The 26,368-nt window shown below is 73.1% G+C and carries 20 protein-coding genes; 9 read left to right on the forward strand and 11 right to left on the reverse strand.

Features of this window, described 5'->3' with window-relative positions; translation table 11 throughout:
* Positions 1 to 143 precede the first annotated feature (143 nt).
* Positions 144 to 3,182 carry a glycosyl hydrolase gene (locus DDJ31_RS01320; protein ID WP_127182154.1) on the forward strand — a complete coding sequence of 1,013 codons (3,039 nt, stop codon included), beginning with the start codon at positions 144 to 146 and terminating at the stop codon, positions 3,180 to 3,182.
* On the opposite strand, the gene DDJ31_RS01325 is transcribed toward DDJ31_RS01320, so the two are convergent.
* The 3 genes from DDJ31_RS01325 to DDJ31_RS01335 form a co-directional block, all read right to left on the reverse strand.
* Entirely contained in the window at positions 3,172 to 4,146 is a 975-nt protein-coding gene (locus DDJ31_RS01325) for an SAM-dependent methyltransferase (protein ID WP_127182153.1), read from the reverse strand. The two genes, DDJ31_RS01320 and DDJ31_RS01325, sit on opposite strands and share 11 nt — an antisense overlap.
* A 117-nt stretch (positions 4,147 to 4,263) precedes the next feature.
* Positions 4,264 to 4,797 carry an EF-hand domain-containing protein gene (locus DDJ31_RS01330; RefSeq protein ID WP_127182152.1) on the reverse strand — a complete coding sequence of 178 codons (534 nt, stop codon included), beginning with the start codon at positions 4,795 to 4,797 and terminating at the stop codon, positions 4,264 to 4,266.
* A 363-nt stretch (positions 4,798 to 5,160) separates the two neighbouring features.
* Positions 5,161 to 6,417, reverse strand: coding sequence for a glycoside hydrolase family 88 protein (locus tag DDJ31_RS01335; protein WP_127182151.1), 1,257 nt, complete (start codon positions 6,415 to 6,417; stop codon positions 5,161 to 5,163).
* A 243-nt stretch (positions 6,418 to 6,660) separates the two neighbouring features.
* Between DDJ31_RS01335 and DDJ31_RS01340 the strand changes: the two genes are divergently transcribed.
* Positions 6,661 to 7,875 carry a carbohydrate-binding protein gene (locus tag DDJ31_RS01340; protein ID WP_164785063.1) on the forward strand — a complete coding sequence of 405 codons (1,215 nt, stop codon included), beginning with the start codon at positions 6,661 to 6,663 and terminating at the stop codon, positions 7,873 to 7,875.
* Between the two features lie 79 nt (positions 7,876 to 7,954).
* Here the strand turns inward: DDJ31_RS01340 and DDJ31_RS01345 are convergent, their stop codons facing one another.
* Positions 7,955 to 8,257 carry a hypothetical protein gene (locus tag DDJ31_RS01345; protein WP_127182150.1) on the reverse strand — a complete coding sequence of 101 codons (303 nt, stop codon included), beginning with the start codon at positions 8,255 to 8,257 and terminating at the stop codon, positions 7,955 to 7,957.
* Between the two features lie 596 nt (positions 8,258 to 8,853).
* Between DDJ31_RS01345 and DDJ31_RS01350 the strand changes: the two genes are divergently transcribed.
* On the forward strand, positions 8,854 to 9,513 hold the full coding sequence (locus DDJ31_RS01350) for a double zinc ribbon domain-containing protein (protein ID WP_127182149.1): 660 nt from the start codon (positions 8,854 to 8,856) through the stop codon (positions 9,511 to 9,513).
* A gap of 34 nt (positions 9,514 to 9,547) precedes the next feature.
* On the opposite strand, the gene DDJ31_RS01355 is transcribed toward DDJ31_RS01350, so the two are convergent.
* From DDJ31_RS01355 to DDJ31_RS01365, 3 genes are read right to left on the reverse strand one after another with little or no spacing between them, the layout of a single operon-like run.
* Positions 9,548 to 10,882, reverse strand: coding sequence for an NAD-dependent succinate-semialdehyde dehydrogenase (locus DDJ31_RS01355; protein ID WP_127183010.1), 1,335 nt, complete (start codon positions 10,880 to 10,882; stop codon positions 9,548 to 9,550).
* A 35-nt stretch (positions 10,883 to 10,917) separates the two neighbouring features.
* Positions 10,918 to 12,018 (reverse strand): alcohol dehydrogenase catalytic domain-containing protein, encoded by a 1,101-nt coding sequence (locus DDJ31_RS01360; RefSeq protein WP_127182148.1) that lies wholly within the window; start codon positions 12,016 to 12,018, stop codon positions 10,918 to 10,920.
* Positions 12,018 to 13,499: an APC family permease gene (locus tag DDJ31_RS01365; protein ID WP_127182147.1), complete on the reverse strand. Its 1,482-nt coding sequence runs from the start codon at positions 13,497 to 13,499 to the stop codon at positions 12,018 to 12,020. The genes DDJ31_RS01360 and DDJ31_RS01365 overlap by 1 nt, the downstream gene beginning before the upstream one ends.
* Before the next feature lie 228 nt (positions 13,500 to 13,727).
* Here DDJ31_RS01365 and DDJ31_RS01370 point away from each other — a divergent pair, with 228 nt between their 5' ends.
* Positions 13,728 to 14,375, forward strand: a complete 648-nt coding sequence (locus tag DDJ31_RS01370) for a TetR/AcrR family transcriptional regulator (RefSeq protein WP_127182146.1) — start codon at positions 13,728 to 13,730, stop codon at positions 14,373 to 14,375.
* On the opposite strand, the gene DDJ31_RS01375 is transcribed toward DDJ31_RS01370, so the two are convergent.
* The 4 genes from DDJ31_RS01375 to DDJ31_RS01390 form a co-directional block, all read right to left on the reverse strand.
* On the reverse strand, positions 14,372 to 15,412 hold the full coding sequence (locus DDJ31_RS01375; RefSeq protein ID WP_127182145.1) for a LacI family DNA-binding transcriptional regulator: 1,041 nt from the start codon (positions 15,410 to 15,412) through the stop codon (positions 14,372 to 14,374). The two genes, DDJ31_RS01370 and DDJ31_RS01375, sit on opposite strands and share 4 nt — an antisense overlap.
* Positions 15,413 to 15,530: 118 nt before the next feature.
* Entirely contained in the window at positions 15,531 to 17,966 is a 2,436-nt protein-coding gene (locus DDJ31_RS01380) for a glycoside hydrolase family 3 C-terminal domain-containing protein (protein ID WP_127182144.1), read from the reverse strand.
* Between the two features lie 25 nt (positions 17,967 to 17,991).
* Positions 17,992 to 19,740, reverse strand: a complete 1,749-nt coding sequence (locus DDJ31_RS01385) for a discoidin domain-containing protein (RefSeq protein WP_127182143.1) — start codon at positions 19,738 to 19,740, stop codon at positions 17,992 to 17,994.
* A gap of 67 nt (positions 19,741 to 19,807) precedes the next feature.
* The gene (locus tag DDJ31_RS01390) at positions 19,808 to 20,899 is read right to left on the reverse strand and encodes a DUF1996 domain-containing protein (RefSeq protein ID WP_127182142.1); all 1,092 of its coding nucleotides are present in this window, start codon (positions 20,897 to 20,899) and stop codon (positions 19,808 to 19,810) included.
* A gap of 223 nt (positions 20,900 to 21,122) precedes the next feature.
* Here DDJ31_RS01390 and DDJ31_RS01395 point away from each other — a divergent pair, with 223 nt between their 5' ends.
* The 5 genes from DDJ31_RS01395 (at position 21,123) to DDJ31_RS01415 (ending at position 26,366) form a co-directional block, all read left to right on the forward strand.
* The gene (locus DDJ31_RS01395; RefSeq protein WP_127182141.1) at positions 21,123 to 21,938 is read left to right on the forward strand and encodes an AraC family transcriptional regulator; all 816 of its coding nucleotides are present in this window, start codon (positions 21,123 to 21,125) and stop codon (positions 21,936 to 21,938) included.
* 471 nt (positions 21,939 to 22,409) lie between these two features.
* Entirely contained in the window at positions 22,410 to 23,462 is a 1,053-nt protein-coding gene (locus DDJ31_RS01400; protein ID WP_127182140.1) for an iron-siderophore ABC transporter substrate-binding protein, read from the forward strand.
* A complete protein-coding gene (locus tag DDJ31_RS01405) occupies positions 23,459 to 24,502 on the forward strand; it encodes a FecCD family ABC transporter permease (RefSeq protein WP_127182139.1) in 1,044 nt (347 codons plus the stop codon). The genes DDJ31_RS01400 and DDJ31_RS01405 overlap by 4 nt, the downstream gene beginning before the upstream one ends.
* Positions 24,499 to 25,551 carry a FecCD family ABC transporter permease gene (locus DDJ31_RS01410; protein ID WP_127182138.1) on the forward strand — a complete coding sequence of 351 codons (1,053 nt, stop codon included), beginning with the start codon at positions 24,499 to 24,501 and terminating at the stop codon, positions 25,549 to 25,551. The genes DDJ31_RS01405 and DDJ31_RS01410 overlap by 4 nt, the downstream gene beginning before the upstream one ends.
* Positions 25,548 to 26,366 (forward strand): ABC transporter ATP-binding protein, encoded by an 819-nt coding sequence (locus tag DDJ31_RS01415; protein WP_127182137.1) that lies wholly within the window; start codon positions 25,548 to 25,550, stop codon positions 26,364 to 26,366. Before DDJ31_RS01410 ends, DDJ31_RS01415 begins: the two co-directional genes overlap by 4 nt.
* Positions 26,367 to 26,368: the final 2 nt, after the last annotated feature.

Consider the following 26,368-nt stretch of genomic DNA (forward strand, 5'->3'; position numbering starts at 1 on the left):
GCGTTCCCGCGTCGCCCTCGATTGAATCGATTCAATCCCGCTCGCCTCTTTCTCCTCCTCTTCACCCCGTCCCTCCTCCCTGCTTCTTCTCGCTCCTCCTCATCGCCTCTCCCACCCGTCCCACCTCCACCCGGGGATGCCTCATGCACGAATCCGTCCCGCAGCGAAGCGGTACGACCCGCCGTACCGTCCTCACCGCCGGTGTGGCCGCCGGACTCACCGGCGCCGCCGCGGTGAGCTTCGGCGCCGGTCCCGCGTCCGCCGCCGCGTCCGCGCGGCCCGCCTCGACGTCCCACGCTCCCGGAGCCGCCTGGTTCGCCCGGCCGCCGGCCTCAGTGCGGCCCAAGTTCCGCTGGTGGTGGCCCGACGGGCTGGTGGACCCGGCCGAGATCGCCCGGGAGATCGACCAGATCGCCGACGCGGGGTTCGGCGGCATGGAGATCGCCGCGGTGCACCACAGCATCAAGGACAAGTCGGTGCTCGACCCTGACCACCACGGCTGGGGCAGCAAGCCGTGGCGGGACGGCGTGGAGGCCGCCCTGCGGCGCGCGGCGCGACGCGGGGTCACCATCGACCTGACGGTGGGCCCCAGTTGGCCCGCAGCCGTGCCGGGTCTGAGCCCCGACGACGACGCTGCCGCCCAGGAACTCGTCCTCGGCCGCGTCCAGTTGACCGGCGGCGCCCCCTACCGCGGCCCGGTGCCCGCGCCGTCCCAGGCTCCCGCCGCCGGGGTGACCCGGCAGCGTCTGCTCGCGGTCCAGGCCGCCCGTGTCGACACCGCCAACTCCACCCGCAAGGAGACCGGTCTCGACGCCGCCAGTGTCCGCGACCTCACCAGGACGGTCTCCGACGGCGCGCTGGCCTGGACCCCGCCGGACGACGGCGACTGGGTGCTGCTGGCCTACTGGCAGCGCGGCTCGGCCCAACAGCCCGAGTCGGGGCCGCACTCGACGCCCGCGTCCTACGTCGTCGACCACTTCGCCCCGGCCGGCACGGCCGCCGTCACCGGCCACTGGGACCGGAACATCCTGACGCCCGCCCTGCGGCAGTTGCTGCGGGCCGCGGGCGGCGCCTTCTTCGAGGACTCCGTGGAGTTGGAGACGGTCGGCCTGAACTGGACGTCCAGGCTGCCCGAGGAGTTCGAGAAGCACACCGGGCGCCCGCTGCTGCCGTACCTGCCCGCGATCGTCCTCGACCGGAGCAACCAGGTCTTCGCGTTCGAGGCGCAGCTCACCCGGCAGATCCGGCACGACTTCTGGGAGACCGTCTCCGGTCTGTTCAACCGGCATCACCTCGGCGCCCTGCGGGACTGGGCGCACGCGCTGCGCATGGAGCTGCGTTCCCAGCCGTACGGCCTCCAGACAGACGCCATCGCGTCCGCCGCGGTGCTGGACATCGCCGAGGGGGAGTCGCTCGGTTTCAAGAACCTGGACGACTACCGGTGTCTGGCCGGCGGCCGTGACATGGCCGGGCACACCGTGCTGTCCTGCGAGGCGGGCGCCTACAACGGCTCGGCGTACAGCACGACATGGGACCGTTTCCTGCGGACCATGGGCGGCGCGTACGCGGCCGGTGTCAACCAGACGGTGCTGCACGGCTTCTCCTACGCGACCGCGCCGAAGGTGAGTTGGCCGGGTTTCGCGGCGTTCAGCCCGTACAACGGCGCCGCCGGGTACGGCGAGTCGTGGGGTCCGCGTCAGCCGACCTGGCGACACGTCCCCGATGTGGCCGGTCATCTGGCCCGCGTCCACCAGGTGTTGCAGGCCGGCACGGCCCGCGCGGACGTCGCGGTGTTCCGGCAGACCGGCTACACGGCGACCGGGATCGGCGCGTCCTGGTTCACGTCGACGGGCGTACCGCTGGGCTGGTCGCACCAGTTCCTCAGCGGTCCGCTGCTCTCGCTGCCGTCGGCGACCGTGCGCGGCGGCCGGCTCGCTCCCGAAGGACCGGCCTACAAGGCCCTGTTCATCGAGGGCGACTTCTTCTCCTCGTCCGCTCCCACGCTCTCGGTGGACGACGCCCGCACCGTTCTCGCGCTGGCCCGCCAGGGGCTTCCCGTGGTCCTGCTCGGGGAGTTCGACCAGCCGGTCACGCCAGGGGTGCCCGCGGACGGCGAGACCGCGCGGCTGACCGATGTGCTCGGCCGGCTGCTGGCGCTCCCCCATGTGGTGCGGATCACCGACAAGACCGCCGTGGGTGACGCCCTCGCCCGGCTGGGGGTCACCGCCGATGTCCGGCACGCCGTCTCCTCGACCCTCGTCAACGCCCACCGGGTCACCGACGACGCCGACTTCTACTACTTCTGCAACGGCAAGCACGCCGAGACCGTGAAGCCTCCGGTGGCGCTGATCGACCACGAGGTCACGGTGCGCCGCACGGCCCGCGGCTCCTCGCGCTCCGCTGCCGTGCCGTATCTCCTCGACCCGTGGTCGGGCACGGTCACCCGGCTCGGCCGGTACACCAGGGAGGGCGACGACTTCACGCTGCGGCTCCGGTTGCAGCCGGGGCAGAACGCGATCGTCGCCCTCGGCGGGCCCGGTCTCTTCGGCGACCGGAACGGGGGCCGCCCGTACGCCACGGGCACGGACGCCGACGAGGTCCGCTTCGCCCCGGGCGGGCTCGCGGTGCGGGCGTCCTCGGCGGGACGGTACGCCACCCGGCTCTCCACGGGGCGGACGGTGACGACGTCCTTCGCCACCGTCCCGGAGCCGGTCGTACCGGGCCGCTGGCGGCTCGAGGTCGAGGACTGGCGTCCCGGCGCGTCCGCGACCAGCACCGAGCGGGTCCGCCGGGACCTGGTCCTCGACACCCTGCTGCCGTGGTCCCGGATTCCCGAACTGGCCGACTCGGCGGGCATCGGCCGCTATCGCACGACGGTGGTGCTGCCCGCCCGCTGGGACGCCTCGCACGGCGCGACCCTGGAACTCGGGCAGGTCAGCGACACCTTCAGGGTCACCGTCAACGGCAGACCGCTGCCGCCCGCCGACCGGCTCGATCCGGTGGTGGACCTCGGGTCGGCGCTGCGGCGCGGGGCGAACGAGATCGTCGTCGAGGTGGCGGTCCCGCTCATCAACCGGCTGCGGGTCGCGCAGCCGGAGGTGTTCGGGGGTGTCGCGCGTCAGGACCACGGTCTCGTGGGGCCGGTGCGGGTGGTGCCCTACCGGCAGACGGTCATCGCCTGACGCCCTGGCCCGGCAGCAGCTTCTCGTCCCCGAGGGCGGCGAACGTCCAGCGGTTCGCGTTGAGGGCGTCGGTCGGCAACGGCAGGGGCCCTCGACCGAGGCGGCGGGAGTGGTCGAAGGGGATGTGGGTCTCCGTGTGCCAGCCCCGCTCGGCGAGGTCGGCCACGGAGTCGGGCCTCGGGTCCGGGTCGAACAGGGCGATCATGTCGATGCCGATGCGTTCGCTCGCCGCCTCGTAGATGGGCGAGGTGCGCACGGCCTCCGTCTCGATGCTCAGCTTCACCTCGTAGGCGAGGGTGCTGCCCGAGGCGCTGTAGGCGTCGATGATGTCGACGAGCCGGTTCTCCACGGTGGAGGGCAGGTACAGGAGCAGGCCCTCCGCCATCCAGGCGGTCGGCAGGTCGGGGTCGAAGCCCGTCGCGGAGAGCGAGTCGATCCAGTCGAGCCGCAGGTCGGCGGCGATCGGCACCCGCCGGGCGCGCGGGGTGGCGGCGGCCGGGTCGAGGGCGTCCAGCGCGCGCTGTTTGAAGGCGAGCACGGATGCCCGGTCCAGTTCGTAGACGGTGCAGTCGCGCGGCCAGGGCAGCCGGTGGGCGCGGGCGTCGAGTCCCGCGCCCAGCAGGACGAACTGGCGGACGCCCGCCTCGGCCTGCCGCAGCAGATGGTCGTCGAAGACCCGGGTGCGCAGGCCGAAGTAGCGGCCGAGGCGGCCCCAGAGCGGGTCGGCTTCTCCTCCGGGCACCTCGTCCGGGTGCAGCGGCCACTCCCCGCCCGCGGCTGCCGCGCGCACGAAGTGCGCCGCGTAGGGGTCCTGGGCCAGCGCGTCCGGGCGGCCGGACTCGATCGCCCGCGCGGCGGCCACCATCAGCGCGGTCCGCCCGACCCCGGCGACCACCCCGGGGGCGGGCCTCGGTTCGGGTTCGCCGCCTCGGTCCCCTGGGCGTGCACTGGTCGTTGTCGTCATCGAGCCTTCTCCTCGCAGGGTCTTCCCGCCGTGGCCGTTCCGTCGGCGGCGCGGCCGGCCGGGGGCGCCGACGGCGCGGTGTTCTGTCGGTGGTCGGTGGCCCGCCGGGCCGCGGGGTCAGGCCACGGCGGCGGCGACGAGATGGTCGCCCGGGATGCCCGCCTTGTTCGGGTCGTAGTAGTCCTTGATGCCCTCGACCCAGGTCCGCACCTGGATCCGGTCGTCGGCGTCGGGTTCGAAGGCGTCGAAGAGGTGGTCGATGTTGGGGCGCCGGAAGCCGATCGCGATCATCAGGTCGGCGAAGAGGGGCCGTTCGATGAGCCCGTCGCCGTCCGGGTCGCCGAGGGCGGCGAGCGCCTCGGCGAACTCGGCGATCGTCGCCTCGAAGAGTTCGGGTGTCAGCACGCAGGCGGTGTACTCCTCCAGGCTGATCACCCCGTCGCCGTTGGCGTCGAGTTCGGTCACAAGCGTCGTCCAGTACCGGTCGAAGGACGCCCGCAGCCGACCTTGCGCCTCGGGGGTCGACGCCCCTGCCTGGGCGACGACCCGGTCGCCCATCAGCGCGAAGTCCTCGGCCTCCAGAACGCCGTTGCCGTTCGCGTCCAGCAGTGTGAAGACCAGTGCGACCCGCTGGGTGGCCTCTGCGCGCATGAGTCCGTCACCTTTCCTGATTTTCTCTCCCGGCCGGATGCGGCCCACGGGTGATTGCCCAGGCGGGGCGCGGCTACACGGGCGGCCCGTCCGATTCACCGGATAGGTAGAAACAGGGCGATACGGCTGCGGGTCCGGGGCCGGACGTGCAGCACCGGCCGACGATCCCGGCGGGCCCGGACCGGCCCGGCGCGGACGGCGGCGGGCCGGTACGAGCGGGCGGGCGCGGGCGCGGCACGAGCGAGCGCACGGGCGCGGTACGAGTTGGCGGGCCCGGGTGGGTGTGGGAGCCGGGCCCCGGTGGATGGGGAAGCGAGGGCCAGGTGGAGGGGAAGGCGGGGGGGGCCGGGCCGCGGTCTCGTCTCAGGCGGCCTGCGGGTGGCCGGCGGGCCCCGACAGGTCGATGGCGCGGTCGAGTTCGGCCGGGCGCAGGACGCGCAGGATGCCTTCGAGGAGGTAGTAGTCGGCGTAGGGGAGGGAGATCTCGACCCCGTCCTCGGCCGGTCGGTTGCGGGTGCAGCGCGCCACGACCGCCTGGGCGCGGCTCGACGCCCGCGTCAGACAGGTCTCGGCGAGCGCGGTCAGCAGCCGCAGGGCGACCTCCCGGTAGGCGCCGCGCCCTGAGGCGGCGGCCAGGTCGAGCAGGCCGCACGCGAGGATCGCGCCGGCCGAGGCGTCCTTGACGTCGTGGGGCTGCTGCGGGGCGCGGAAGTCCCAGACCGGGACGTGGTCGGGGCCGAGGGCGCCCACCGCGTAGTCGGCGAGCCGCCGCGCGGTGGCGAGGAACGCGGGGTCCCCGGTGCGCCGGTACAGGGTGGTGAACCCGTAGACGCCCCAGGCCTGTCCGCGCGACCAGGACGAGGCGGGGCTGTACCCCTGGACCGTGCCGGGGCCGAGGGGCGCGCCGGTGTCCGGGTCGAAGTCGTACACGTGCGGGATCGAGCCGTCCGGGCGGGGGAAGACCCGCTGGGCCGTCCTGCCGTGCGCGACGGCGATGTCCAGGTACCTGGGGTCGCCGGTCCTGGCGCTCGCGAAGGCCAGCAGGTCGAGGTTCATCATCGTGTCGATGATGACCCGGCCCGCGTTGTCCGGGGTGTCGAGCGCGCCCCAGGCGCGCAGGAAGCGGCCGCGCGGGTTGTAGCGCGTGATCAGCGAGTCGGCGGCCCGCAGGGCGCCGGTCCGCCAGGTGTCGTCGCCGGTCAGCCGCCAGGCGGTGACCCAGGAGGGCGTGAAGAGGAAGCCGAGGTCGTGGGTGGTGGTGTCGGACTGGCGGGGTGCGAGCCGGGCCGCCGAGGCGAGTGCCTGGGCGCGGAAGGTGTCGTCGCCGCTGTGCAGCCAGGCCATCCACAGGGTGCCCGGCCAGAAGCCGCCGACCCAGTCGCCGTTCTGCGAGTAGACCCATTTCTCGAAGCGGGTGCCCACCGGGAACCCGGTGACGGCGGGTGCGGTGGCCCGTATCTTCGCGACGGCGTAGTCGGCCGCGTCGCGCAGGACGCGCAGCGTGCGTTCCGGTGGCGCCGCGCCGGTCGCGGCCGGCCCGGCTGCCGCCGCCGGGGAGACGCTCAGGGCCGCGGCCCCCGCTGTCGTCGAGACGAGGATCTCGCGCCGGGACATGCTCATGGACTCTCCTCCAACGGGCTTGCGGTGGAAAGAAGTTGACCGAGCTTCGCACGGCGACCCCGGCCATGCACACCCACGTGAAGCATGTTCATGGTGGTGAACGCGAGGAAGGGAGGCGGGCCTTCGGCCGAGTAAAGCGCGGGCATGGTCCGGACCAAACTCCGCCCTTGGACTAGACCAATCCATTGACGTGATCATCTCAGTCTCGCCACCCTGGGACGCCTCCCCCACTGGAGGTACAGAGTGAGACGACTCCGCGCATGCCTCGCCGCGCTCACCGCGGTCACCGCCGCGGCCGCCGCGACGACCGCCCTGGTGGCGACCGACGCGTCCGGCGCGACCACCGCGTTGAGCGACCGGTGGTACGCCGCCGCCCCCTATCTGATGCCGCTCGACAACAACCCGCCCGACCCGGCCGCCATCATGGACGCCACCGGACTCAAGGCGTTCCAGCTCGCGTTCGTCCTCGCCCCCAACGGCGGCGGCTGCACCCCGACCTGGGACGGCACCGCCGCCGTCTCCTCGGACACCGCCGTCCAGTCGGCCGTCGCCGCGATCCGGGCGAAGGGCGGGGACGTGTCCGTCTCCATCGGCGGCTACGGCGGCACCAAGCTCGGCCAGGCCTGCGCGGACCCCGCCGCGACGGCCGCCGCCTACCAGCAGGTCGTCACCAAGTACGGCCTGCACGCCATCGACTTCGACCTGGAGGAGCCGGAGTACGAGAACACCGCGGCGATCAGGAACGAGATCGGCGCCGCGAAGATCCTCCAGCAGAACAACCCCGGGCTCTACGTCTCCGTCACCACCGCGGGCACGGCGGACGGCACCGGCTGGTTCGGCAAGCAGATGCTGCTGGAGGCCAAGTCCCAGGGCTTCACGCCGAACAACTTCTCCATCATGCCGTTCGACGGCGGGTTCGGCGGGGCCGCGGCCCAGACCGGCGCGCTGACCGCCTTCAACCAGATCCTCCAGTCGACCTTCGGCTGGGACCAGGCCACCGCCTACGCCCACGAGGGCTTCTCCGGCATGAACGGGCGCAGCGACACCGGGGAGTTCTTCACCCAGGCCGACTTCGGGACCGTCCTCGCCTACGCCACGAGTCACCACATGGACCGCTTCACCTTCTGGTCCCTGAACCGGGACCGCCCGTGCACCCCGGTCGACAACAACGGCAAGACGTCGGGCACGTGTTCGAGCGTGGCGCAGAACGCGTGGGACTTCGCGAAGTACTCGGTCACCTTCGCGGGCGCCACCCCGCCGGAGTCCACCCCGACCCCGACCCCGACGCCGACGGACCCGCCCACCGGGTGCGGGACGGCGTGGAGCGCGACCGCGGTCTACACCGCGGGCGCCGAGGTCTCCTACGCCCACCACACCTGGAAGGCCAAGTGGTGGACGCAGAACGAGACGCCGGGCGCGGCCGAGTGGGGCCCCTGGCAGGACGAGGGCGCCTGCTGACCGGATGACGGGCCCGGCCGTCGCGGCACCGCGCTCCGGGCCGGCCTCCGGGAGGCCGGCCCGGAGCGCGGAAGGCGGCTCAGACCGTGCTCGCGATCCAGCCGATCGTCTCGGTCGTGTGCGATCCGTCGCTGAGTGCTCTGCCGCTGCCGACCAGTTCGTTGATGCGGATCTTGAAGCCGGTCCGGGTGACGTCGGCGATGCGCAGGCCCGGGGTGTCGGGTCCGTTGAACGTCTGGACGAACGGAACGACGATCACGTCCGCTCCGGACGGGAACGGCGTGGGGAAGGTGACCTGAGTGAACGTCGTGGTGACGCCACCGTTCACCTCGGTGGCGCTGCCGGAGTTCAACTGGAGCTTGCCGGTCAGGGTCATACTCATGGCTTCTGCCTCCTGCTCGACGGCCGTCGGCCCGCGCCGTGGTGACGCCACCGTGCCGACGGCGGTTGCGCCGCTCCCGTTCGAGGCGGCTGGTGGGGAACTGCCCTGCCCGGAAGGTGTTTAGAGGGCAAGTCGCCCATTCGGGGCAGATGCCGACCGACCCCTTGCCAGAAGGGCCCTCCGACTCACGTCCGCGCCGGGCCCCCTACGGCTCGGGGCGGCGCCCTCAACGCCCTCACCGCCCTCACCCGCGATGACCCCGATCCGCCGGGCCGCGTCGACGAGGCGGCCGACCAACACGACTCGTCGCGGGCGGCGCCCGCCGACAACTCGGCGCCCTCGGACCGATCACCGCGCCCCGGCCACCTCAACTCGACCGCCATTGGCCGGAATTACCCCCTCCGCCTCGCCACCGCACGCTTCCCACCGGCGCGTTCCGATTGCCGGACACCCTCTGGTCCGCGCGGCGAATGGCGATAAACTGCGCCCGCGCGGTGTCCGCCGCGCCCCGTTCGTCCAACCGCGGGAACCCGTCACGTCGGTACGGCGTCCCTGTGGCTGCACAATGCACGGATCTCTCTTGGGGGGCGGTCGCCGTGAGCACCGAGATCTACTTCAGCAGCAACTACCGTGACCTGTGCGTCGAGCACGGCACGGGCGCCGGCTTCCAGTTCGAGTTCTCCTGCTCGCGCTGCCAGGACACCTGGCGCTCGCCGTTCGAGGCCTTCAGGGCCGGGCAGATGGCGGGCTGGCTGTCGCGCGGGGTGAACGCGGCCTGGTCGATCGTCGGCGGCGCGGGGCAGGGCGTCACCAACGCGGCCGACGGACTGGCGGGCGCCAGCTACGGCAACCAGCGCGACGCCGCCTTCACCCGGGCGATAGAGAACGCGGAGGGCCACTTCCACCGGTGCCCCCGCTGCACCGACTACGTCTGCGCCCGCTGCTGGAACGGCGCCCAGGGGCTGTGCCTGCACTGCTCACCCGACACCGCGGCCGAGGCCCAGGCCGCACAGCAACGGGGTCTCAACGACCGGGTGAGTCAGCGCTCCTACGACCTCGGACAGCAGCGCGGCCAGAGCTACGACGTGTCCACCCCGCGCCAGCTCGTCTGCCCCAACTGCTCGGCCGAGACCCGCGGCGGCGCCTTCTGCCAGGACTGCGGACACCGTCTCGCGCAGAGCGCGAGCTGCTCGGGATGCCGGCAGGACGTCCCGGAGGGCGCCGCCTTCTGCCCGTCCTGCGGCACCCGCAGGTGACCCGGGTCTCCGGGCCACCTGCCGGAACCCCCGGCTAGCCGACGGTCCTGATCAGCTTCTTGTTGACGAACTCCTCGATGCCGGGGCGGCCCAGCTCGCGCCCGAACCCGGAGCGCTTGACGCCTCCGAACGGCAGCTCGGCCCCCTCGGCGCCCACGCCGTTGACGAAGACCATCCCGGCCTCGATGCGGTGCGCGACCCGCTCCGCCTGGGCCGGGTCGGTGGTGAAGACGTAGGAACCGAGGCCGTACGGGGTGTCGTTGGCGATGCGGATCGCGTCGTCCTCGTCGGCGGCCGGGAAGACCATGGCGACCGGGCCGAACAGCTCCTGGCGGGCCGCGCTGTGCTCGGTGGTCAGTCCGGTGAGGACACCGGCCGGGAAGTGGGCGCCCTCGCGGCGGCCGGTGCTGTGCAGGGTGGCGCCCTCGGCGACGGCCGCGTCGACCTGCCGTCCCAGGTTCTCGGCGGCGGCCACCGACGACAGCGGCGCCCCGGTCGCCTCCTCGATGAGCCGCGCGGTGAACCGCTCCACGAACGGCGCGTACAGCTCCTCGACGACGACGAACCGCTTGGCCGCGTTGCAGGCCTGGCCGGTGTTGTCGAGCCGGGCGGAGACCGCGGCGCCGACGACCGAGTCCAGGTCGTCGGTGGAGAGCACCACGAACGGGTCGGAGCCGCCGAGTTCCAGGACGGCCTTCTTCAGGTGCCGGCCCGCGATCTCCGCGACGGCGGCCCCCGCGCGCTCCGAGCCGGTGAGCGAGACGCCCTGCACCCGCGGGTCGGCGATCACGTCGGCGATCTGCTCGTTGGTGGCGTACACGTTGACGTACGCGCCGGCCGGGAAGCCGGCCTCGGCGAACAGCTTCTCCAGCAGCGCGGCGGTGGCCGGGCACTGCGGGGCGTGCTTGAGGACGATGGTGTTGCCGATCGCGAGGTTGGGCGCGGCGAACCGGGCGACCTGGTAGGCCGGGAAGTTCCACGGCATGATGCCGAGCAGCACGCCGACCGGGCTGCGGCGGATGACGGCGGTGCCCGGTCCCGAGGTGACGTCGAGCGGCTCGTCGGCGAGGAACTCCTCGGCGTGGTCGGCGTAGTAGTGGTAGATGTCGGTACAGAACCCGACCTCGCCCTCCGCCTCGGCGAGCGGCTTGCCCATCTCCCGGACGATGCTCGCGGCGAGCGCGTCCCGGTGCTCGGCGTGCAGGTCGCCGAGCCTGCGCAGCAGCGCGGCGCGTTCGGCGACGGTGCTCGAACGGCCCCAGGCGGTGGCCCGGTGGGCGGCGTCGACGGCCTCCGTGACCTGGGCGTCGGTCGCGGTCGGGTAGGTCTCGACGACCTCGCCGGTGCGGGGGTCGGTGACGGCGTACATGGTGCCTCCAGGTGTGGGGGTGACGGTCGGCGGGTTCACGGTTCGAGGATGGTCCGCACGCCGGTGCGGGAGCGGAGGTCGTCGAAGGCCTCCGCCGCCTCCGCCAGCGGGCGTACCGTCCCGATCAGATCGTCCAACGGGAGGCGTCCCGCGAGGTGGAGGCGGGCCAGCTTCGGGATGTCGAGTTCCCCGACGCTCGAACCGTAGTTGCAGCCCAGGATACGTTTGCCCTGGTCGGCGAGGTCGAAGAGGTCGAAGGCCGCGGTCGCGCCGGTCGCCGCCATGCCGACGAGGACGGCGGCCCCGCCCGAGGTGAGCATGGCGGGAAGGGTCTCGACGACCTTCGGGCTGCCGATCGCCTCGAAGGCGTAGTCGACGCCTCCCAGGTGCTCCTGGCACCAGGCGGCGACGTCGTCGCGGGAGCCGTCGAGGGTGTGGGTGGCTCCGAACTTCCGTGCCACGGCGAGCCGTTCGGGCGAGAGGTCGACGGCGATGATCGGGTCGGCGCCGACCAGGGCGAGGCCCATCACCACGGAGAGGCCGACCCCGCCGGTGCCGATGACGACCGCGGACTCCCCCGGCCTGACGCCCGCGGTGTTGACGACGGCGCCGACGCCGGTGGTGATGGAGCAGCCGAGCAGCGCGCCGACGCTGAAGGGGAGTTCGTCGGGGACCTGCACGGCGGCCGTCTCGGGGACGACCAGGCGGTCGGTGAAGGCGCCGAGCCCGAGGTAGGGCCAGATCTCCTCGCCGGCGGCGCCGGTGAAGGGGGTGGTGCCGTCGGGCAGGGTGTTGGCGACGGCCCGGGTGCCGGTGCACAGCCAGCCCTGGCCCGCGACGCACTTGCGGCAGCGCCGGCAGGGCGCGAACCAGGACAGCACCACATGGTCGCCCGGCCGCAGGGAGGTGACGCCCGCTCCGGTGCCCGTGACCACGCCCGCGGCCTCGTGGCCGAGGACGAGGGGGCGGTCGGTGGGCCAGTCGCCGGTGACGATGTGCAGGTCCGAGTGGCAGACGCCGGCGGCGCGGACCTCGATCTCGACCTCGCCGGGACCCGCGGGCCGCAGGGCCACCTCACGGGTGCCGAGACCGGTCTCGGGGTCGAACACGACGGCCGGGGAGAGCTTCGACGGCATCAGGACGCCTTCACTTCTTCGCTGGTGGGGGTGGGGGTGAGCTTGGTGTGGGGCTTGGCGGTGAACACGTAGAGGAGGCCGACGGCGAACAGCGCGGAGAAGACCAGGATCACGGCCCAGATCTGCACCCAGCTGCCGCCGACGGGCGCGAGTTCCGCGCGCGGCCAGGCGATGTTGACGGCCTCGAACAGCAGCCACAGCACGGCGACGACGTTGACGACGAGTCCGGCGCGGCCGAGCCGCAGCTGTCCGGCCGCCGGGTTCCAGCGCCCGCTGAGCCGGGCGACGAGCGCCACCACGGCGACGGCGAGGAAGACGAAGTAGAACCCGCCCGACCCGAACGCGATGAGGGTGGCCGCCGCGTTGCCGTTGAGGCCGAGGAGCAGGCCGAGCGCGGCGAGGACGGCCGTCACGATGAGGGAGACGTAGGGGATCTGGCGGGGTCCGACGGTGGCGAGCGTGCGGGAGAAGGGGAGCTGGCGGTCGCGGGCGAAGGCGTAGACGGCGCGGCCGATGTACGTCTGGATGGAGATCGCGCAGGCGAAGAACGCGATCAGGACGACGACGATGAACGGCTTCTCGCTCCAGCCGCCGAGGCCGTCGGTCACGGCGTGGAAGACGGGGTCGGTGATGGCGCCGGAGACGGCGTCGGCGGGCTTGCGCAGCGCGAGCGTCACGGCGAGCCCGGTGAGCAGGACGGTGAAGGCGACGAAGAGGTAGGCGCGCAGCAGGGCGCGCGGCACGCTGCGGCGGGGCTGCTCGGTCTCCTCGGCGACCTGGGTGGTCGCGTCGAAGCCGAGGAAGGCCCAGCCGGCGACGGCGAGGCAGGTCAGCAGGCCCGCGGTGACGGAGCCGCCGGAGATGTCCTGGGCGCCGAGGGTCTCGAAGAGGAGGGAGAAGCCGTGGTGGCGGACGAAGACCAGCAGGATCAGGCTGACCGCGATGGAGGCGACGCCCTCGGCGATGATGCCCGCGTTGAGGAAGTGCTTCACGGGGTTGACGCCGAGCAGGTTGATGCCGAGCGCGACGACGACGAAGACCACGCCGAGCAGCAGGTGGACGCCGGTCGAGGGGGTGTCGTCGCCGCCCAGCATGGCGAGCCAGGTCGCGCCCAGGTAGGCCACGGTCGTCAGGGAGGCGACGGCCGAGGCGAGGTAGATCCAGCCGACCAGCCAGCCCAGGCGCGGTCCGGCGAGGCGGCGCACCCACTGGTAGACGCCGCCGGTGATCGGGAACTGTGAGGACAGTTCGGCGTAGACCACGGCGACCAGCAGCTGGCCGAGGAAGGCGACGACGACGGCCCAGATCCAGCTGGGTCCCGCGAAGGCGAAGCCGAGCTGGACGACGGCGTAGATGCCGACCACCGGGGAGATCGTCGCGAAGCCGATCGCGAACACCGCCCAGGCGGAGAGGCTGCGTCTCAGCTCCTGCTGGTAGCCGTACTCGGCGAGGTCACCGGCGTCGGTGCGGGTGTCGTCCACGTTGGTTCTCCTGAGAGTGATGCGCGCGCGGTGCCTGGTGCCGTCGGCCGGGTGCGGGTCCCCGGCAGGGGTCCTGGGCACCGGCGGTCCGGACGCGGCCCGCTCCCGCCCTGGCGGCGGGGTGCGGGGTGGGGGTCCCGGACGGCGGGTGGTGGTGCCCGGAGGTCCACGCTTATTGGTCGCACGACCAATTGCTTTATTGGTCGCATACTCAATAGCATGCTCGTCATGACGTCAAGGGGTCCTGGGAAGCGGGTTCGCAAGGCACCGGCCGAACGGCGCGGCGAGATCGTCGCGGCCGCCGCGCGGGTCGGGCTCACCGAAGGGCTGGAGTGCGTCACCCTGCGCCGGGTCGCCGACGAGCTCGAAGTGCGCCCCGGGCTCGTCGGCCACTACTTCCCGGCCGCCGACACCCTGGTGGCCGAGGCGTTCACCGCCGCCACCACGAACGACCTGGACGCGCTGCTGCCGCCCGGCGCACCCGGTCCCGGCGGCGACGCGACGGCGGTCCTGCGGCGCTTCTTCGCCCTCACCGGCAGCGCCGACTTCGACAACGTGAGCCGGCTCTGGCTCAACGCCCGGCACCTCTCGCGCTACCGGCCGGGGCTGCGCGAGCACGTCGTGGCGCTCGAGCTGCTCTGGTGCGGCCGGATCGAGGAGATCATCACCGCCGGGACCGGGACCGGCGCGTTCACCTGCGGCGACCCGTGGGCGGCGGCCGTGCGGATCCTGGTGGCGATCGACGGCGCGAGCGCCTACATCAACACCAGCGCCGACCGGCGCGGCCCGGCCGCGGGAGAGCTGGCCAGGACCCTCGCGGAGACGGAACTCGGCCTGGCCCCCGGCACCCTCGGGCCGTCCGGGGCGCCGGTCTAGGCCGACGCCCGCACGACCAGTTCCGGGTCGAAGACCAGTGAGGTCGGTTCGGTGCGGGCGCCGCGGATGTGTTCGTCGAGCAGTCCGGCCATCGCCGACGCCATGTCCTCGACCGGCTGGCGGACGGTGGTCAGCGGCGGACGGCAGCCGACGGCCGCGCTGGAGTCGTCGAAGCCGACCACCGCCACGTCCTGCGGGACCCGTCTGCCCTGCTCGGCGAGGACCTGGCAGACGCCCTGGGCCATCAGGTCGTTCCCGGCGAACACCCCGTCCAGGTCGGGGTGTGCGGCCAGCAGCCGGGTCATCGCGGCGCGGCCGCTCTCCAGGGTGAAGCCGCCCTCGGCGGACGGCACCCAGGGGCAGCCGTGGCGGGCCATCGCGTCGCGGAAGCCGTCCAGGCGCTCCTGGCTCGCGGGGACCGCGAGGGGGCCCGAGACGGTGGCGGTCCTGCGGCAGCCGCGCGCCAGCAGCCGGTCGGCGGCGAGCCGTCCGCCGTCCCGGTGGGCGAGGTCGACGTAGCTGAGCGCCACCGGCCGCGCGGGGCGGGCGAACAGCACGGCGGGCAGGCCGTTGTCGGCGAGCCGCGCGGGCAGCGGGTCGTCGCCGTGCGTGGAGACCACCAGCGCGCCGTCCGCGCTGCCCTGCCGCAGATACCGCACGACCTGCTCGCGGCTCTCCTCGGTCTCGGCGAACATCAGCACCGGGTGCATGGAGCGTGGCCGCAGATAGCCGACCACGCCGCTCACCACCCGGCCGAAGAACGGGTCGGCGAAGACCCGCGCGGTGAAGACGTCCTGGGTCTCCTCCGAGGCGTCACCGGCTCCCGAGACGACCAGCGCGACCGTCTCGGTGCGCCGGGTCACCAGGGAGCGGGCGGCCCGGTTGGGGGCGTAGCCGGTCCGGGCGATGGCCTGCCTGACCAGGTCCTGGATGGCGGGGTCGACGTTGCGGACGCCGTTGACGACCCGGGACACGGTGGCCCTGGAGACCCCCGCCTCCCGGGCGACGTCCTCCAGGGTCGGCGCCTGTCTGCTCATGACGGCACCCTAACCGGCCGTCCCACCAGCGGTATAGAGCGCTCTCCCGGTGCGGGGCCCGCTCGGGTCGGCCGACACGGCACCGCGCCTCGGCGCCGCCCGATCCGGACGACAGGCCCTAACCGGGCGGGCGGACGCACACCTCGCGGCGGAGCGGGAGGTCTCCCGCCGAGCGGCCCGCGAGCACCGTGCAGCCGCCCGGCTCGACGCGCCAGCCGTGGCCCTCGGACCAGTGGCGCAGCGCCCCGGCCGGGACGTCGACGGTGACGGTGGTCAGCTGCCCGGGGTCGGCGCGGGCGGTGGCGTACCCGGCGAGCCAGCGCACCGGGTACTCGATCGCCGAGTCGGGGCGGGCGAGGTAGATCTGCACGACCTCCCGTCCGGGGCGCGGTCCCGTGTTGCGCAGCCGGACGCGGACGGTGAGGGGTTCGCCCGCCCGGATCTCGTCGGAGCCGGTCACCTCCTCGTACTCCCAGGTGGTGTAGCCGAGGCCGTGGCCGAACCAGTAGGCGGGGGTGCGGTGGTGGAGCAGCCAGCCGCGGTGGCCGAGGTGCAGCCCCTCGTCGTAGGGGAGGCGGCCGGAGGTTGGGGTGGTGTCGGTGACGGGGGCGTTGGCGAGGGCGGCCGGCCAGGTGGTGGGCAGCCGGCCGCCGGGTTCGCGGCGGCCGACGAGGACGTCCGCGACGCCCGCTCCGCCCTGCTGTCCGGGGAACCACGCCAGCAGGACCGCGCCGACCCGCTCGCGCCAGGGCAGTTCGACCGGTCCGCCGCTGTTGACGACGGCGACCGTCCGCGGGTTGGCGGCGGCCACCGCGTCGACCAGGGCGTCCTGGTGGGAGCCGAGGGCGAGGCCGGTGCGGTCGGCGCCCTCGGACTCGTCGTCCAAGGTGGTGCCGACGACGACCACGGCCACGTCCGCCGAGGCCGCCGCGCGGGCCGCGTCGGCGAGCGCGGCGGCGGGTTCGGGCGGTGGCGGGGCCGCGGTGACGACGAGGGCGCGGCCGGTGTCGGGCGCCAGGGTCCTGGTGGCGACCAGGTGGACGGGCTGGCCCGCGCGGAGGTGGGCGGTGACGGTGTGGGCCGGCGGGTTGACGTGGACGACGGCCGGGTCGTCGGTGCGGCGGGCGACGTCCTCGTCGAAGAGGGTGCGTCCGTCGAGGGTGAGGACCATGCGGCCGAAGCCGCCGAGGCCGAGCGTCCACGCTCCGGTGGTGTCGGGGCGCAGCCGGGCGCTGATCTCCACGGTGTGCGCGTCCGGTCCGCAGGGCGGCTCCAACTGCCTTCCTGACCAGCGGTGTTCGGCGTGCAGTTCGCGGCCCGAGGCGTCCAGGACGCGCAGCAGCAGGCCCCCCTCACCGGTGCGCGGGTCGGTGCACAGGTCGGGGCCGAGGGGTGGCGGGGGTTCGGTGAGGGCGGGTCCCGGCACGTGGACGACGCGGGCCCGGCCGGTGAGCGCCGCCCGCAGGCCGTCGAGGACGGAGACCTCCTCGTGCGGGAAGACACCGGCGCTGCCGCCGCCCGCGGTGCGGGTGCGGGCCGCGTGGGCGCCGATCACCGCGACGGTGGCGAGCCGGTCGGGGTCGAGGGGCAGCAGTCCGCGGTTGCTGAGCAGGACCGCACCTGCGGCGGCCGAACGACGCAGCAACTCCCGCTCCTCCGAAGGATCTTGAGGGTCGACGGGGGTGGGGCCTGGCCCGAGCGCGCCGGTCCGTTCGGCGAGCCTGAGCAGTCGGCGCACCTTGTCGTCGACGGCCTCCCTCGGCACCTCCCCCGCCGCCACGGCCCGCGCCAGGGCCGCGCCCCAGACGTCGGAGGGGCCCGGCATGACGAGGTCGAGTCCGGCCCGCGCGGTGTCCGCGGTGCTGGTGACGGCGCCCCAGTCGGAGACCACCAGGCCGTCGAAGCCCCACTCGCTCTTGAGCGGGTCGGTGAGCAGCCGACTGGCCGTCATCGGGGCGCCGTTGACGCCGTTGTACCCGGCCATGACCACCCGTACCCCGGCAGCGACGGCCGCCTCGAACGGGGCGAGATAGACCTCCCGCAGCGCCCGGGGGCCGACCCGCACGTCCACGGTGAGCCGCTCGGTCTCGGAGTCGTTGGCCACGTAGTGCTTGGCGGTCGCCGCGACCCCCCGCGCCTGGACACCGCGGATCAGCGCGGCGCCGATCCGGCCGGTGAGCAGGGGGTCCTCCGAGAAGCACTCGAAGTGGCGGCCGGCCAGCGGGCTGCGGTGCAGGTTGAGGGTGGGGGCGAGGACGACGTCGACGCCCTTGCGGCGGGCCTCGGCGGCGAGGAGCGCGCCGAGCTGTCCGACCAGCTCCTCGTCCCAGGTGGCGGCGAGCGCGGAGGGCGACGGCAGCAGCGCCGAGGTGTCCCGCTCGTCCCAGGACTCGCCGCGGACCCCCGCCGGACCGTCCGACATCACCAACTCCCGCAGCCCGATGGCTGGTTCGGCCCGGGTGCGCCAGGTGGTCGCGCCGGTGAGCAGCGCCGCCCTGGTCTCGGGCGTGAGCTTCTCCAGCAGCCGCTCGCGTTCGTCCTCGGTGCTCCCCACGCCCGCCGTCCTCTCCTGGTGGTGGTCAGTTGTAGACGCCGAACTCGTAGAGGGAGTAGCCCCATCCGGTGCCGCGGGCGGTGCCGAGGAGCCGTACGTAGCGGCCGGTTCCGGTGAGGTCGAGGTCGTCGACACCGCCGTTGCCGTCGGTCACCGCGCGGACGGTCCGCCAGTTCTGTCCGTCGTCGGAGGTCTGGATGCTGTACGCCTTCGCGTAGGAGGTCTCCCAGACCAACTGGACGTGGGTGAAGGAGGTGCGGGTGCCGAGGTCGACCTGGAGCCACTGCGGGTCGCTCCAGTCGCTGGCCCAGCGGGTGGCCGGGTCGCCGTCGACGGCGGCCGCCGGGGTGCACGGGCAGTCGCCGCCGCCGGTCTGGTACGAGGAGGCGGTGGCGGGCTTGCGGAGGGCGACGTCGGTGCCGCCGACGACCGGGGGCACGACCCGGATCGAGCGGGTCTCGACGCCGACGTTGCCCTTGCCGTCACTGGCCTTGACGTAGATCTTCCAGACGCCGGGGCGGTCGGGGGCGGTGACCCGCAGCCGTCCGCCGCCGAGGACGGTGACGGGCAGCGGGACGAGCTGCTTGCTCTGGTCGAGGTAGTTGCTGTTGTCGAGGACCTCGTAGGAGATCGGGTCGCCGTCCGGGTCGGACGCGCGCACGGCGAGGGTGAGGTCACGGCCCGCCTGGACCTTGCCCGCGTCGCCCTCGACGCTCAGGTCGGTGATGACGGGCGGGGTGTTGTCGCGGGAGGTGTCGGCGCCGTACGCCTTCTTCACCGCGTAGTAGGAGAGGCGTTTCTGGCCCGCGGGCAGCAGGTTGAACCAGATGCCGCCGAAGTCGTACTCGGTGCCGTAGTGGAACATCGTCGCGCCGAGGGCGACCCCGCGGTGCCCGGTGACGCAGTTCCACGCCTTGGTGTAGCCGGCCGCCTTGTCCTGGTCGCGGGGTTCGGCGGGGACGCCGTTGGCGTCGTCCGGTACCTCCCACTCCCCCGCGGGACCGGTCTCCGTGACGATGTACGGCTTGGTGTAACCGCCCTGCTCCCAGGTGGACTTGATGTCGCAGACCGCGTTGTAGGAGTTGACGGCGTACAGGTCGAGGTCGGGGGCGTTGCGCTTGTAGTAGGGCCAGGCGCCGGTCCACGCGTCGGTCGAGGTGACCGGGTGGTTGGGGTCGATGCCGTGGATCTTCTTCGCGACGTCGTTGACGAAGGTGGTGTAGGCGTTGCGCTGGCGCTCCAACTCGTCGCCGCTGAAACAGTTCTGGAGTCCGAGGACGGACTCGTTGCCGACGTTCCACATGAGGACGCCCGGGTTGTCCTTGTAGGTCTGCACCCACTTGGGGAACTCGTCGAGCATCTGGTTCTTGTAGGCGGTGTCCGTCAGGTAGTTGACGCAGCCGCCGCTGCCGGGGCCGCCGCCCGGCTGGAGCCAGAACCCGGCGATGACCTTGATGCCGTGCGCGGCGGCCGAGTCGAACAGCGGCTTGCTGCTCGCGTCGGTGCCCCAGGTGCGGATGGTGTTGACTCCCATGGAGCGCACGTCGGGCAGGTACTTGTCGGCGTCGGCGACGGACGGTCCCCAGGTGAGGCCCTTGATCTGGTAGGGGCTGCCGTCCACGGTGAGCTGCCAGTTCCCCTGGGAACCGGTCACCTTGACGACGCTGCCCGCGGCGTGCGCCTGCTGGGCGGGGAGGGCGAGGGCACCGGCCGCGAGCAGCCCCGCGGTGAGGGGTGCCGCGAGACGGCGGACGGGCGTGCGGGGTCGGATCATGGTTCTCTCCGGTGGGGGGAGGGGGCCCGGCCGGGGCGGGGACACGGCCGGCCGGGCCCGGTTCGGGTCAGGGCAGTTCGTACTTCTCGTTGAGGGCCGCGCCCGCCTCGGGGTGGGTCTGGTCGTAGCCGCGCGCGTCGCACTGGAGGCCGCCGACGATGCAGTGGTCGACGAGGGCCTTGAGGGTCGCGTCGTCCCACGCGTTGAAGAAGTCGTAGTGGAACGACCAGCTCGGCCCGCTGGCCAGCTTCACCTGGGAGAGGTCGCCGTTGACCGGGAAGGCCATCTTGAACTCGATCATCGGCAGCGCGACCGGGTGGTCGGCCGGGCACATGTTGTCGTTGGTGCCCGGCTTGACGACGGTGTAGGACATGTGACTCTTGTGGTCGGGCGAGTCGAGGTTCACGCCGTCCCAGCAACTGGGCGCCTGCATGCGGATGTTGAGCTGCACATCGGCGCGGCTCGGGCAGTTGGCGGGGAACTCGACGTTGAAGAAGCTGTCGCCGCACTCCCAGCCCTCGACGAAGCCCGGGTGGTTGCGGAACTCCTGGGCGGTCTGGGTCGGGCTGCCCACCACGTACCTGAGCCCCTTGGGGAAGGGGCGCACGCTGGTGTAGTCGGTGACGCCCGCCTTGTAGTAGATGGTCTGCGGTCCGATGGGCCGCACCGGCTGGTCGCCCTTGAGGAGGGTCGGCATCCAGTAGCCGGACTTGTCGCCCGGCGCTTTGCAGGTGGTGGTGCCCGCCGACAGCGACGCGGTGGTGCTGGCCGCGTTGGTGGTGGTGTTGCCCATGAAGGTGTGGTCGTGGGACTTGCCCGGCTGCTGCGGGTAGACGATCGGGTCGTCGGGACGGGTGTGGCTGACCGAGCAGTTGGCCTGGAACTCGTGGAAGTAGCGGTGCGGCGGGTCCGCGGCGCGCGCGCCGACGCCGTCGACCCGGGTGGCGGCGGTGATGTAGCCGTCGCCGTCCGCGTCCTCGGACGACGTCGCGGTGGACGGGGCCATGCGGTGGCCGAGGTGGACGGCGGCGGGGGCGGCCTGGGCCGTGTCCGCGCGCTCCTCGGCGGCGCTCATCGCGACCCCGCTCAGTCCGAGCGAGGTCAGCAGCAGCGCCCCGGTGATCAGCGTTCCTGAGAGGATCTTCGATCTCCCTGGCATGGAGACCTCCTGAACACGTCGATGGGAGACGGTGGGGGGCGGGACGGCGAACTGGCCGGAGAGGTCCGCAAGTTGCCCGGGAACACTCCGGGAGAGCGCTCTCCCGGATCGGAGTGTTGAGGCAGTGACCAACGGTGTCAAGGGATCGCGCAGAAGGATCAGCGGCCACCGCGGCCCCGGCCGCCCTGCCGGGGCAGGGGTCAGGGCCGGTTAGCCTGAGCGGATGCGCGTGACTCAGCCCACGGCGCGGCGTGCGCGCAAGGGCGCGGCCACCGCCGTCCGCAATCTGCCGGCGCTCGCCGCGGGCGAGGTCGAGGTGCCGTTCGTCATCCACGGCTACGAGGAGGTCGTCGCCCGCGACACCACCTGGAACGAGCACTCGCACCCGTGGCACGAGCTGCTCTGGAACGAACAGGGCGCCTCCACCGCCGTGGTGGGCTCCGCCGTCTGGTGTGTCACGCCGGCGCTCGGCCTCTGGATGCCCGCGGGGCAGCTGCACTCGGGCTCAGCGGTGACCGGCACCAGTTCCCGCGCCCACTTCTTCCGCTACGGCACCACGTCCGCGCTGCCCTCGGCCCCGGTGGCCGTGGAGATCACGCCGCTGCTGCGGCTGCTCCTCGACCGGCTCGGCGAACCCGAACTGACCGCCGCGTCGCGGGCGGTGACCGAGGCGATGGTCCTCGATGTGCTGCGGCCCTCGCCGCGCGCGCTGCTGGTGCATCTGCCCACGTCCGAGCTGCTGCGCCCGATCGTCGACGCGGTGCGGGCCGACCCGGGCGACCAGCGGACGCTGACCGGCTGGGCGGCGGCTCTCGGCCGCAGTCCGCGCACGGTGACCCGGGCGTTCCGGGCGGAGACCGGCACCAGTTTCGCCCGCTGGGTGGCGACGGTGCGCGCGCAGCACGCGGTGCGGCTGCTCGCCCAGGGTTTCGAGGTCGACGTGGTCGCCGACGTGGTCGGCTACCGCTCGGCGAGCGCGTTCGGGGCGGCCTTCCGGCGGACGACCGGCATGACGCCCGGGATGTTCCGGGCGCGCTGACCGGCGTCACGCCGGGGGCGTGCCGGGGCGGTCGAACGTCGTGACGTCAGGCGCGTGCCGGGGCCGTCGAACGTCATGAGGCCGGACGCGGGCCGGGGCCGTCGAACGTCGTGACACCGAGAACCGGGAAGCCACGGGCCCCCGCCCGCCGCGCGGTCTGGTGTGTTCCGTGGCCGCCGGACGTCGTGCCGTGCGGGCCGCCGCATCTGCCCGCCCGTCCCCCGACTCCCCTCCGTCGCCCGCCGGTTCGCCTGTCGGTTCGCCCGTCGGCGGATCGTCGTCCCCTTGTCCCGATCGCTACATCGGCTGTCGTCAATGCTCGATTGATACGGGCCACCCCGCTCCCTAAGCTGCACAGGCAAGCCTTACCTAACTTGCTCTCGCCTGTGCGGTGTCCCGCTCCACGTCCCGTAGTCCGCGGTCCGGACGCGCGAGCCCGGCACCCCTGAACCGAAAGTGGAACACGGGTCCATGAGAACCCCCCGCCTGCGCGCGCTCGCCACGGCCGCCGCGCTCCTGCTCGCACTCACGGCCTGCGGCGGCCGGTCCGACGACTCCGGCAGCCAGGACGGCGCGGCTGCCGGCGCGTCCGCCGGCGCCGGCCAGTTCCCGATGACGGTGAAGCACGCCCTCGGCAGCACCGTCATCCCCGCCAAGCCGACCCGTGTGGCCACCGTGAACTGGGCCAACGACGAGGTGCCGCTCGCCCTCGGGGTAGTCCCGGTCGGCATGGCCAAGGCCAACTTCGGCGACGACGACGGCGACGGCGTCCTGCCCTGGGTCGAGGCCCGCATCGAGGAACTCGGCGCGAAGACGCCGGTCCTCTTCGACGAGACCGACGGCATCGACTTCGAGGCCGTGGCCGACACCCGGCCCGACGTCATCCTCGCCGCCTACTCCGGGCTGACCAAGCAGGACTACACGACGCTCAGCGAGATCGCGCCCGTGGTGGCCTACCCGGACGCGGCCTGGGCGACGCCCTGGCGCGACATCATCCGCATGAACAGCAAGGCCATCGGCCTCGCCGCCGAGGGCGACCGGCTGATCACCGATCTCGAGGGCGAGATCGCCACGACCGTCGCCAAGTACCCCCAGCTCAAGGGGAAGACGGCGATGTTCATGACGCACGTCTCCTCCAAGGACGTCAGCCAGGTCGGCTACTACACGACCCACGACACCCGCACCCAGTTCTTCACCGACCTCGGCATGAAGATCCCGGCCAGCGTCTCCGGGCCGTCGAGGTCGACGGAGAAGTTCGTCCTCACCAAGAGCGCCGAACGCATCGACGACTTCAACGACGTCGACCTCATCACCGGCTACGGCGACGACAAGGGCGAGCTGCTCAAGGCCCTCAAGAAGGACCCGCTCACCTCGAAGCTCGCCGCCGTGCGGCAGGGCTCGATCTATCTGCTGCCCGGCAGCACCCCGCTGGCCACCGCCGCCAACCCGACCCCGCTGGCCATCCCGTACGTGCTCGACGACTACGTGGCAGCGCTCGCCAAGGCCGCGGACAAGGTCACGTGACGCTCACCGGGACCCCGCGCACGCCGGACGCCGTGATCGTGCGGCGCCCGGCGCGCGTGCGCGTCGGCCTGCTTTTTGTGGTGCTGGCCGTGCTGCTGCTGGTGGCGACCGCGTCCCTCGTGTTCGGCTCCCGCGACGTCGCCTGGTCCGACGTCTGGTCGGCGCTCGGCGGCGCGGACGGCTCCCTGGAGGAGGCCGCCGTCACCAAGCGGGTGCCGCGCACCCTGCTCGCGGTGGCCGTGGGCGCCGCGCTCGGCCTGGCCGGCGCCGTCATGCAGGGCGTGACCCGCAATCCGCTGGCCGACCCCGGCATCCTCGGTGTCAACATGGGCGCCTCGCTCGCCGTCGTCACCGCGGTCGCCCACTTCGGCCTCGCGTCGGCGGCCGGCTACATCTGGGTGGCGATGCTGGGCGCCGCCCTGACCGCCGGGTTCGTGTACTGCGTCGGCTCGCTGGGGCGCGGCGGCGCGACGCCGCTGAAGCTGGCGCTGTCCGGCGCCGCCACGTCGGCCGCGATCGCCTCCCTGGTGAGCGCCGTCGTGCTGCCCCGCAACGACATCTCCGACACCTTCCGCCTCTGGCAGATCGGCGGGGTCGGCGGCGCCTCCTACCCGCAGCTCGGCACGGTCGTGCCGTTCCTCGCCGCCGGGTCCGTGATCTGTCTGGCCTGCGCCCGCGCCCTCAACTCGCTGGCGCTGGGCGACGAACTCGCCGCCGGGCTCGGTGAGCGGGTGGCGCTGGTCAGGGCCGCCGCGGCGCTCGGCGCGGTCGTGCTGTGCGGCGCGTCCACCGCCGTCGCCGGTCCGATCGGCTTCGTCGGGCTGGTCGTCCCGCACGCGTGCCGGCTGCTGGTCGGCGTGGACCACCGCTGGCTGCTGCCGTTCTCCGCGCTGACCGGGGCCACGCTGCTGACCGCCGCCGATGTGGTCGGCCGGGTGGTGGCCCGCCCCGCGGAGATCTCCGTGGGCATCGTGACGGCGCTGATCGGCGCCCCCTTCTTCATCCACATCGTCCGCCGGCAGAAGGTCAGATCCCTGTGAGCGCCCCCGTCGTCACCGGCCCTTCCGTGCAGCGGGCGGTCACCCGCGGGAGGGTGCGCCGCGGCCACCGGCGGCGTCTGATCGTGCTGACGCTGCTGGTCCTCGTCGTCGCCGTGTTCGCCACCACGCTGATGGCCGGGCACACCTTCTACCCGGCCCGTGACGTGCTGCGCGTGATCATGGGTGAGCGGGTGCCGGGCGCGTCGTTCACCGTGGGCACGCTGCGGCTGCCGCGCGCGGTGCTCGCGCTGACCGCCGGGTTCAGCTTCGGCATCGCGGGCGTCACCTTCCAGACGATGCTGCGCAACCCGCTGGCCAGCCCGGACGTCATCGGCATCAGCTCGGGCGCGAGCGCGGCGGCGGCCCTCGCCATCGTGACGCTCTCGCTCGGTGAGAGCGAGGTGGCGGTGCTGGCCATCGCCGCCGCGCTCGGGGTGGCGCTGCTGGTGTACACGCTGGCGTTCCGGGACGGGGTGGCGGGCACCCGGCTGATCCTGATCGGCATCGGCATCTCCGCGCTGCTGGACAGCGTCACCTCCTACGTCCTGTCGCAGGCGGGCGAGTGGGACCTCCAGGAGGCGATGCGCTGGCTCACCGGCAGCCTCAACGGCACCTCCTGGCGGGAGACGGTGCCCGCCGTCTGCGCGGTGGTGGTGCTCAGCCCGGTGCTGCTGGCGCGGGCCCGCGACCTGACCGCGCTCCAGCTCGGCGACGACACGGCGTCCGCGCTCGGGGTGCGCGTCGAACGCACCCGGATCACGGTGATCGTCGCCGCCGTCGGGCTGATCGCGTTCGCCACGGCCGCCGCGGGTCCGATCGCGTTCGTCGCCTTCCTGTCCGGGCCGATCGCCGCCCGCCTGGTGGGCACCGGGGTGTCCCTGCTGGTACCGGCCGGCCTGGTCGGCGCCCTGCTGGTGCTGGTCGCCGACTTCACCGGCCAGTACGCCTTCGACACCCGCTACCCGGTGGGTGTCGTCACCGGGGTGCTCGGCGCCCCCTACCTCGTCCATCTGATCGTCCGCAGCAACCGGGCCGGAGGCTCACTGTGACCGCGTCCCACACCCTCGCCACCGAGGACCTCACCCTCGGCTACGGCGACCGAGCCGTCATCGAGGGCCTGGACCTGGCGCTCGCGCCGGGCGAGATCACCGTCATCGTGGGCGCCAACGCCTGCGGCAAGTCCACCCTGCTGCGCTCCATGTCCCGGCTGCTCGCGCCCCGTTCGGGCCGGGTGGTGCTGGACGGCAAGGAGGTGCACCGGCTGCCCGCGAAGGAACTCGCCCGCACCCTGGGCCTGTTGCCGCAGTCGCCGGTCACCCCCGAGGGCATCACGGTCCTCGACCTGGTGGGCCGGGGCCGCCATCCGCACCAGCGCGCCTTCTCCCGCTGGACGAGCCGGGACGACGCGGCGGTTGCGGCGGCCCTCGAGGCCACCCGGACGACGGACCTGATGGACCGCTCGGTCGACGAACTCTCCGGGGGCCAGCGCCAACGGGTGTGGATCGCGATGGCGTTGGCCCAGCAGACCGATCTGCTGCTGCTCGACGAGCCGACGACGTTCCTCGACATCAGCCACCAGATCGAGGTCCTCGACCTGCTGACCGACCTGAACAGGACCCGTGGCACGACGATCGTGATGGTCCTGCACGATCTGAACCTGGCCGCCCGCTACGCCGACCGCCTGGTGGCCCTCGCGGCGGGGCGGCTGCACGCGTCGGGCACCCCGGCCGAGGTGCTGACACAGGACACCGTGCGGGCGGTGTACGGGATGGCGAGCCGGATCATCGAGGACCCGCTGTCGGGCAGACCGCTGGTCCTGCCGATCGGCCGGCACCACTCGGCGGCGCGTCCCACGCCGGCCTGACG

The sequence above is a fragment of the Streptomyces griseoviridis genome, assembly GCF_005222485.1.
Lineage (GTDB): Bacteria > Actinomycetota > Actinomycetes > Streptomycetales > Streptomycetaceae > Streptomyces > Streptomyces hintoniae.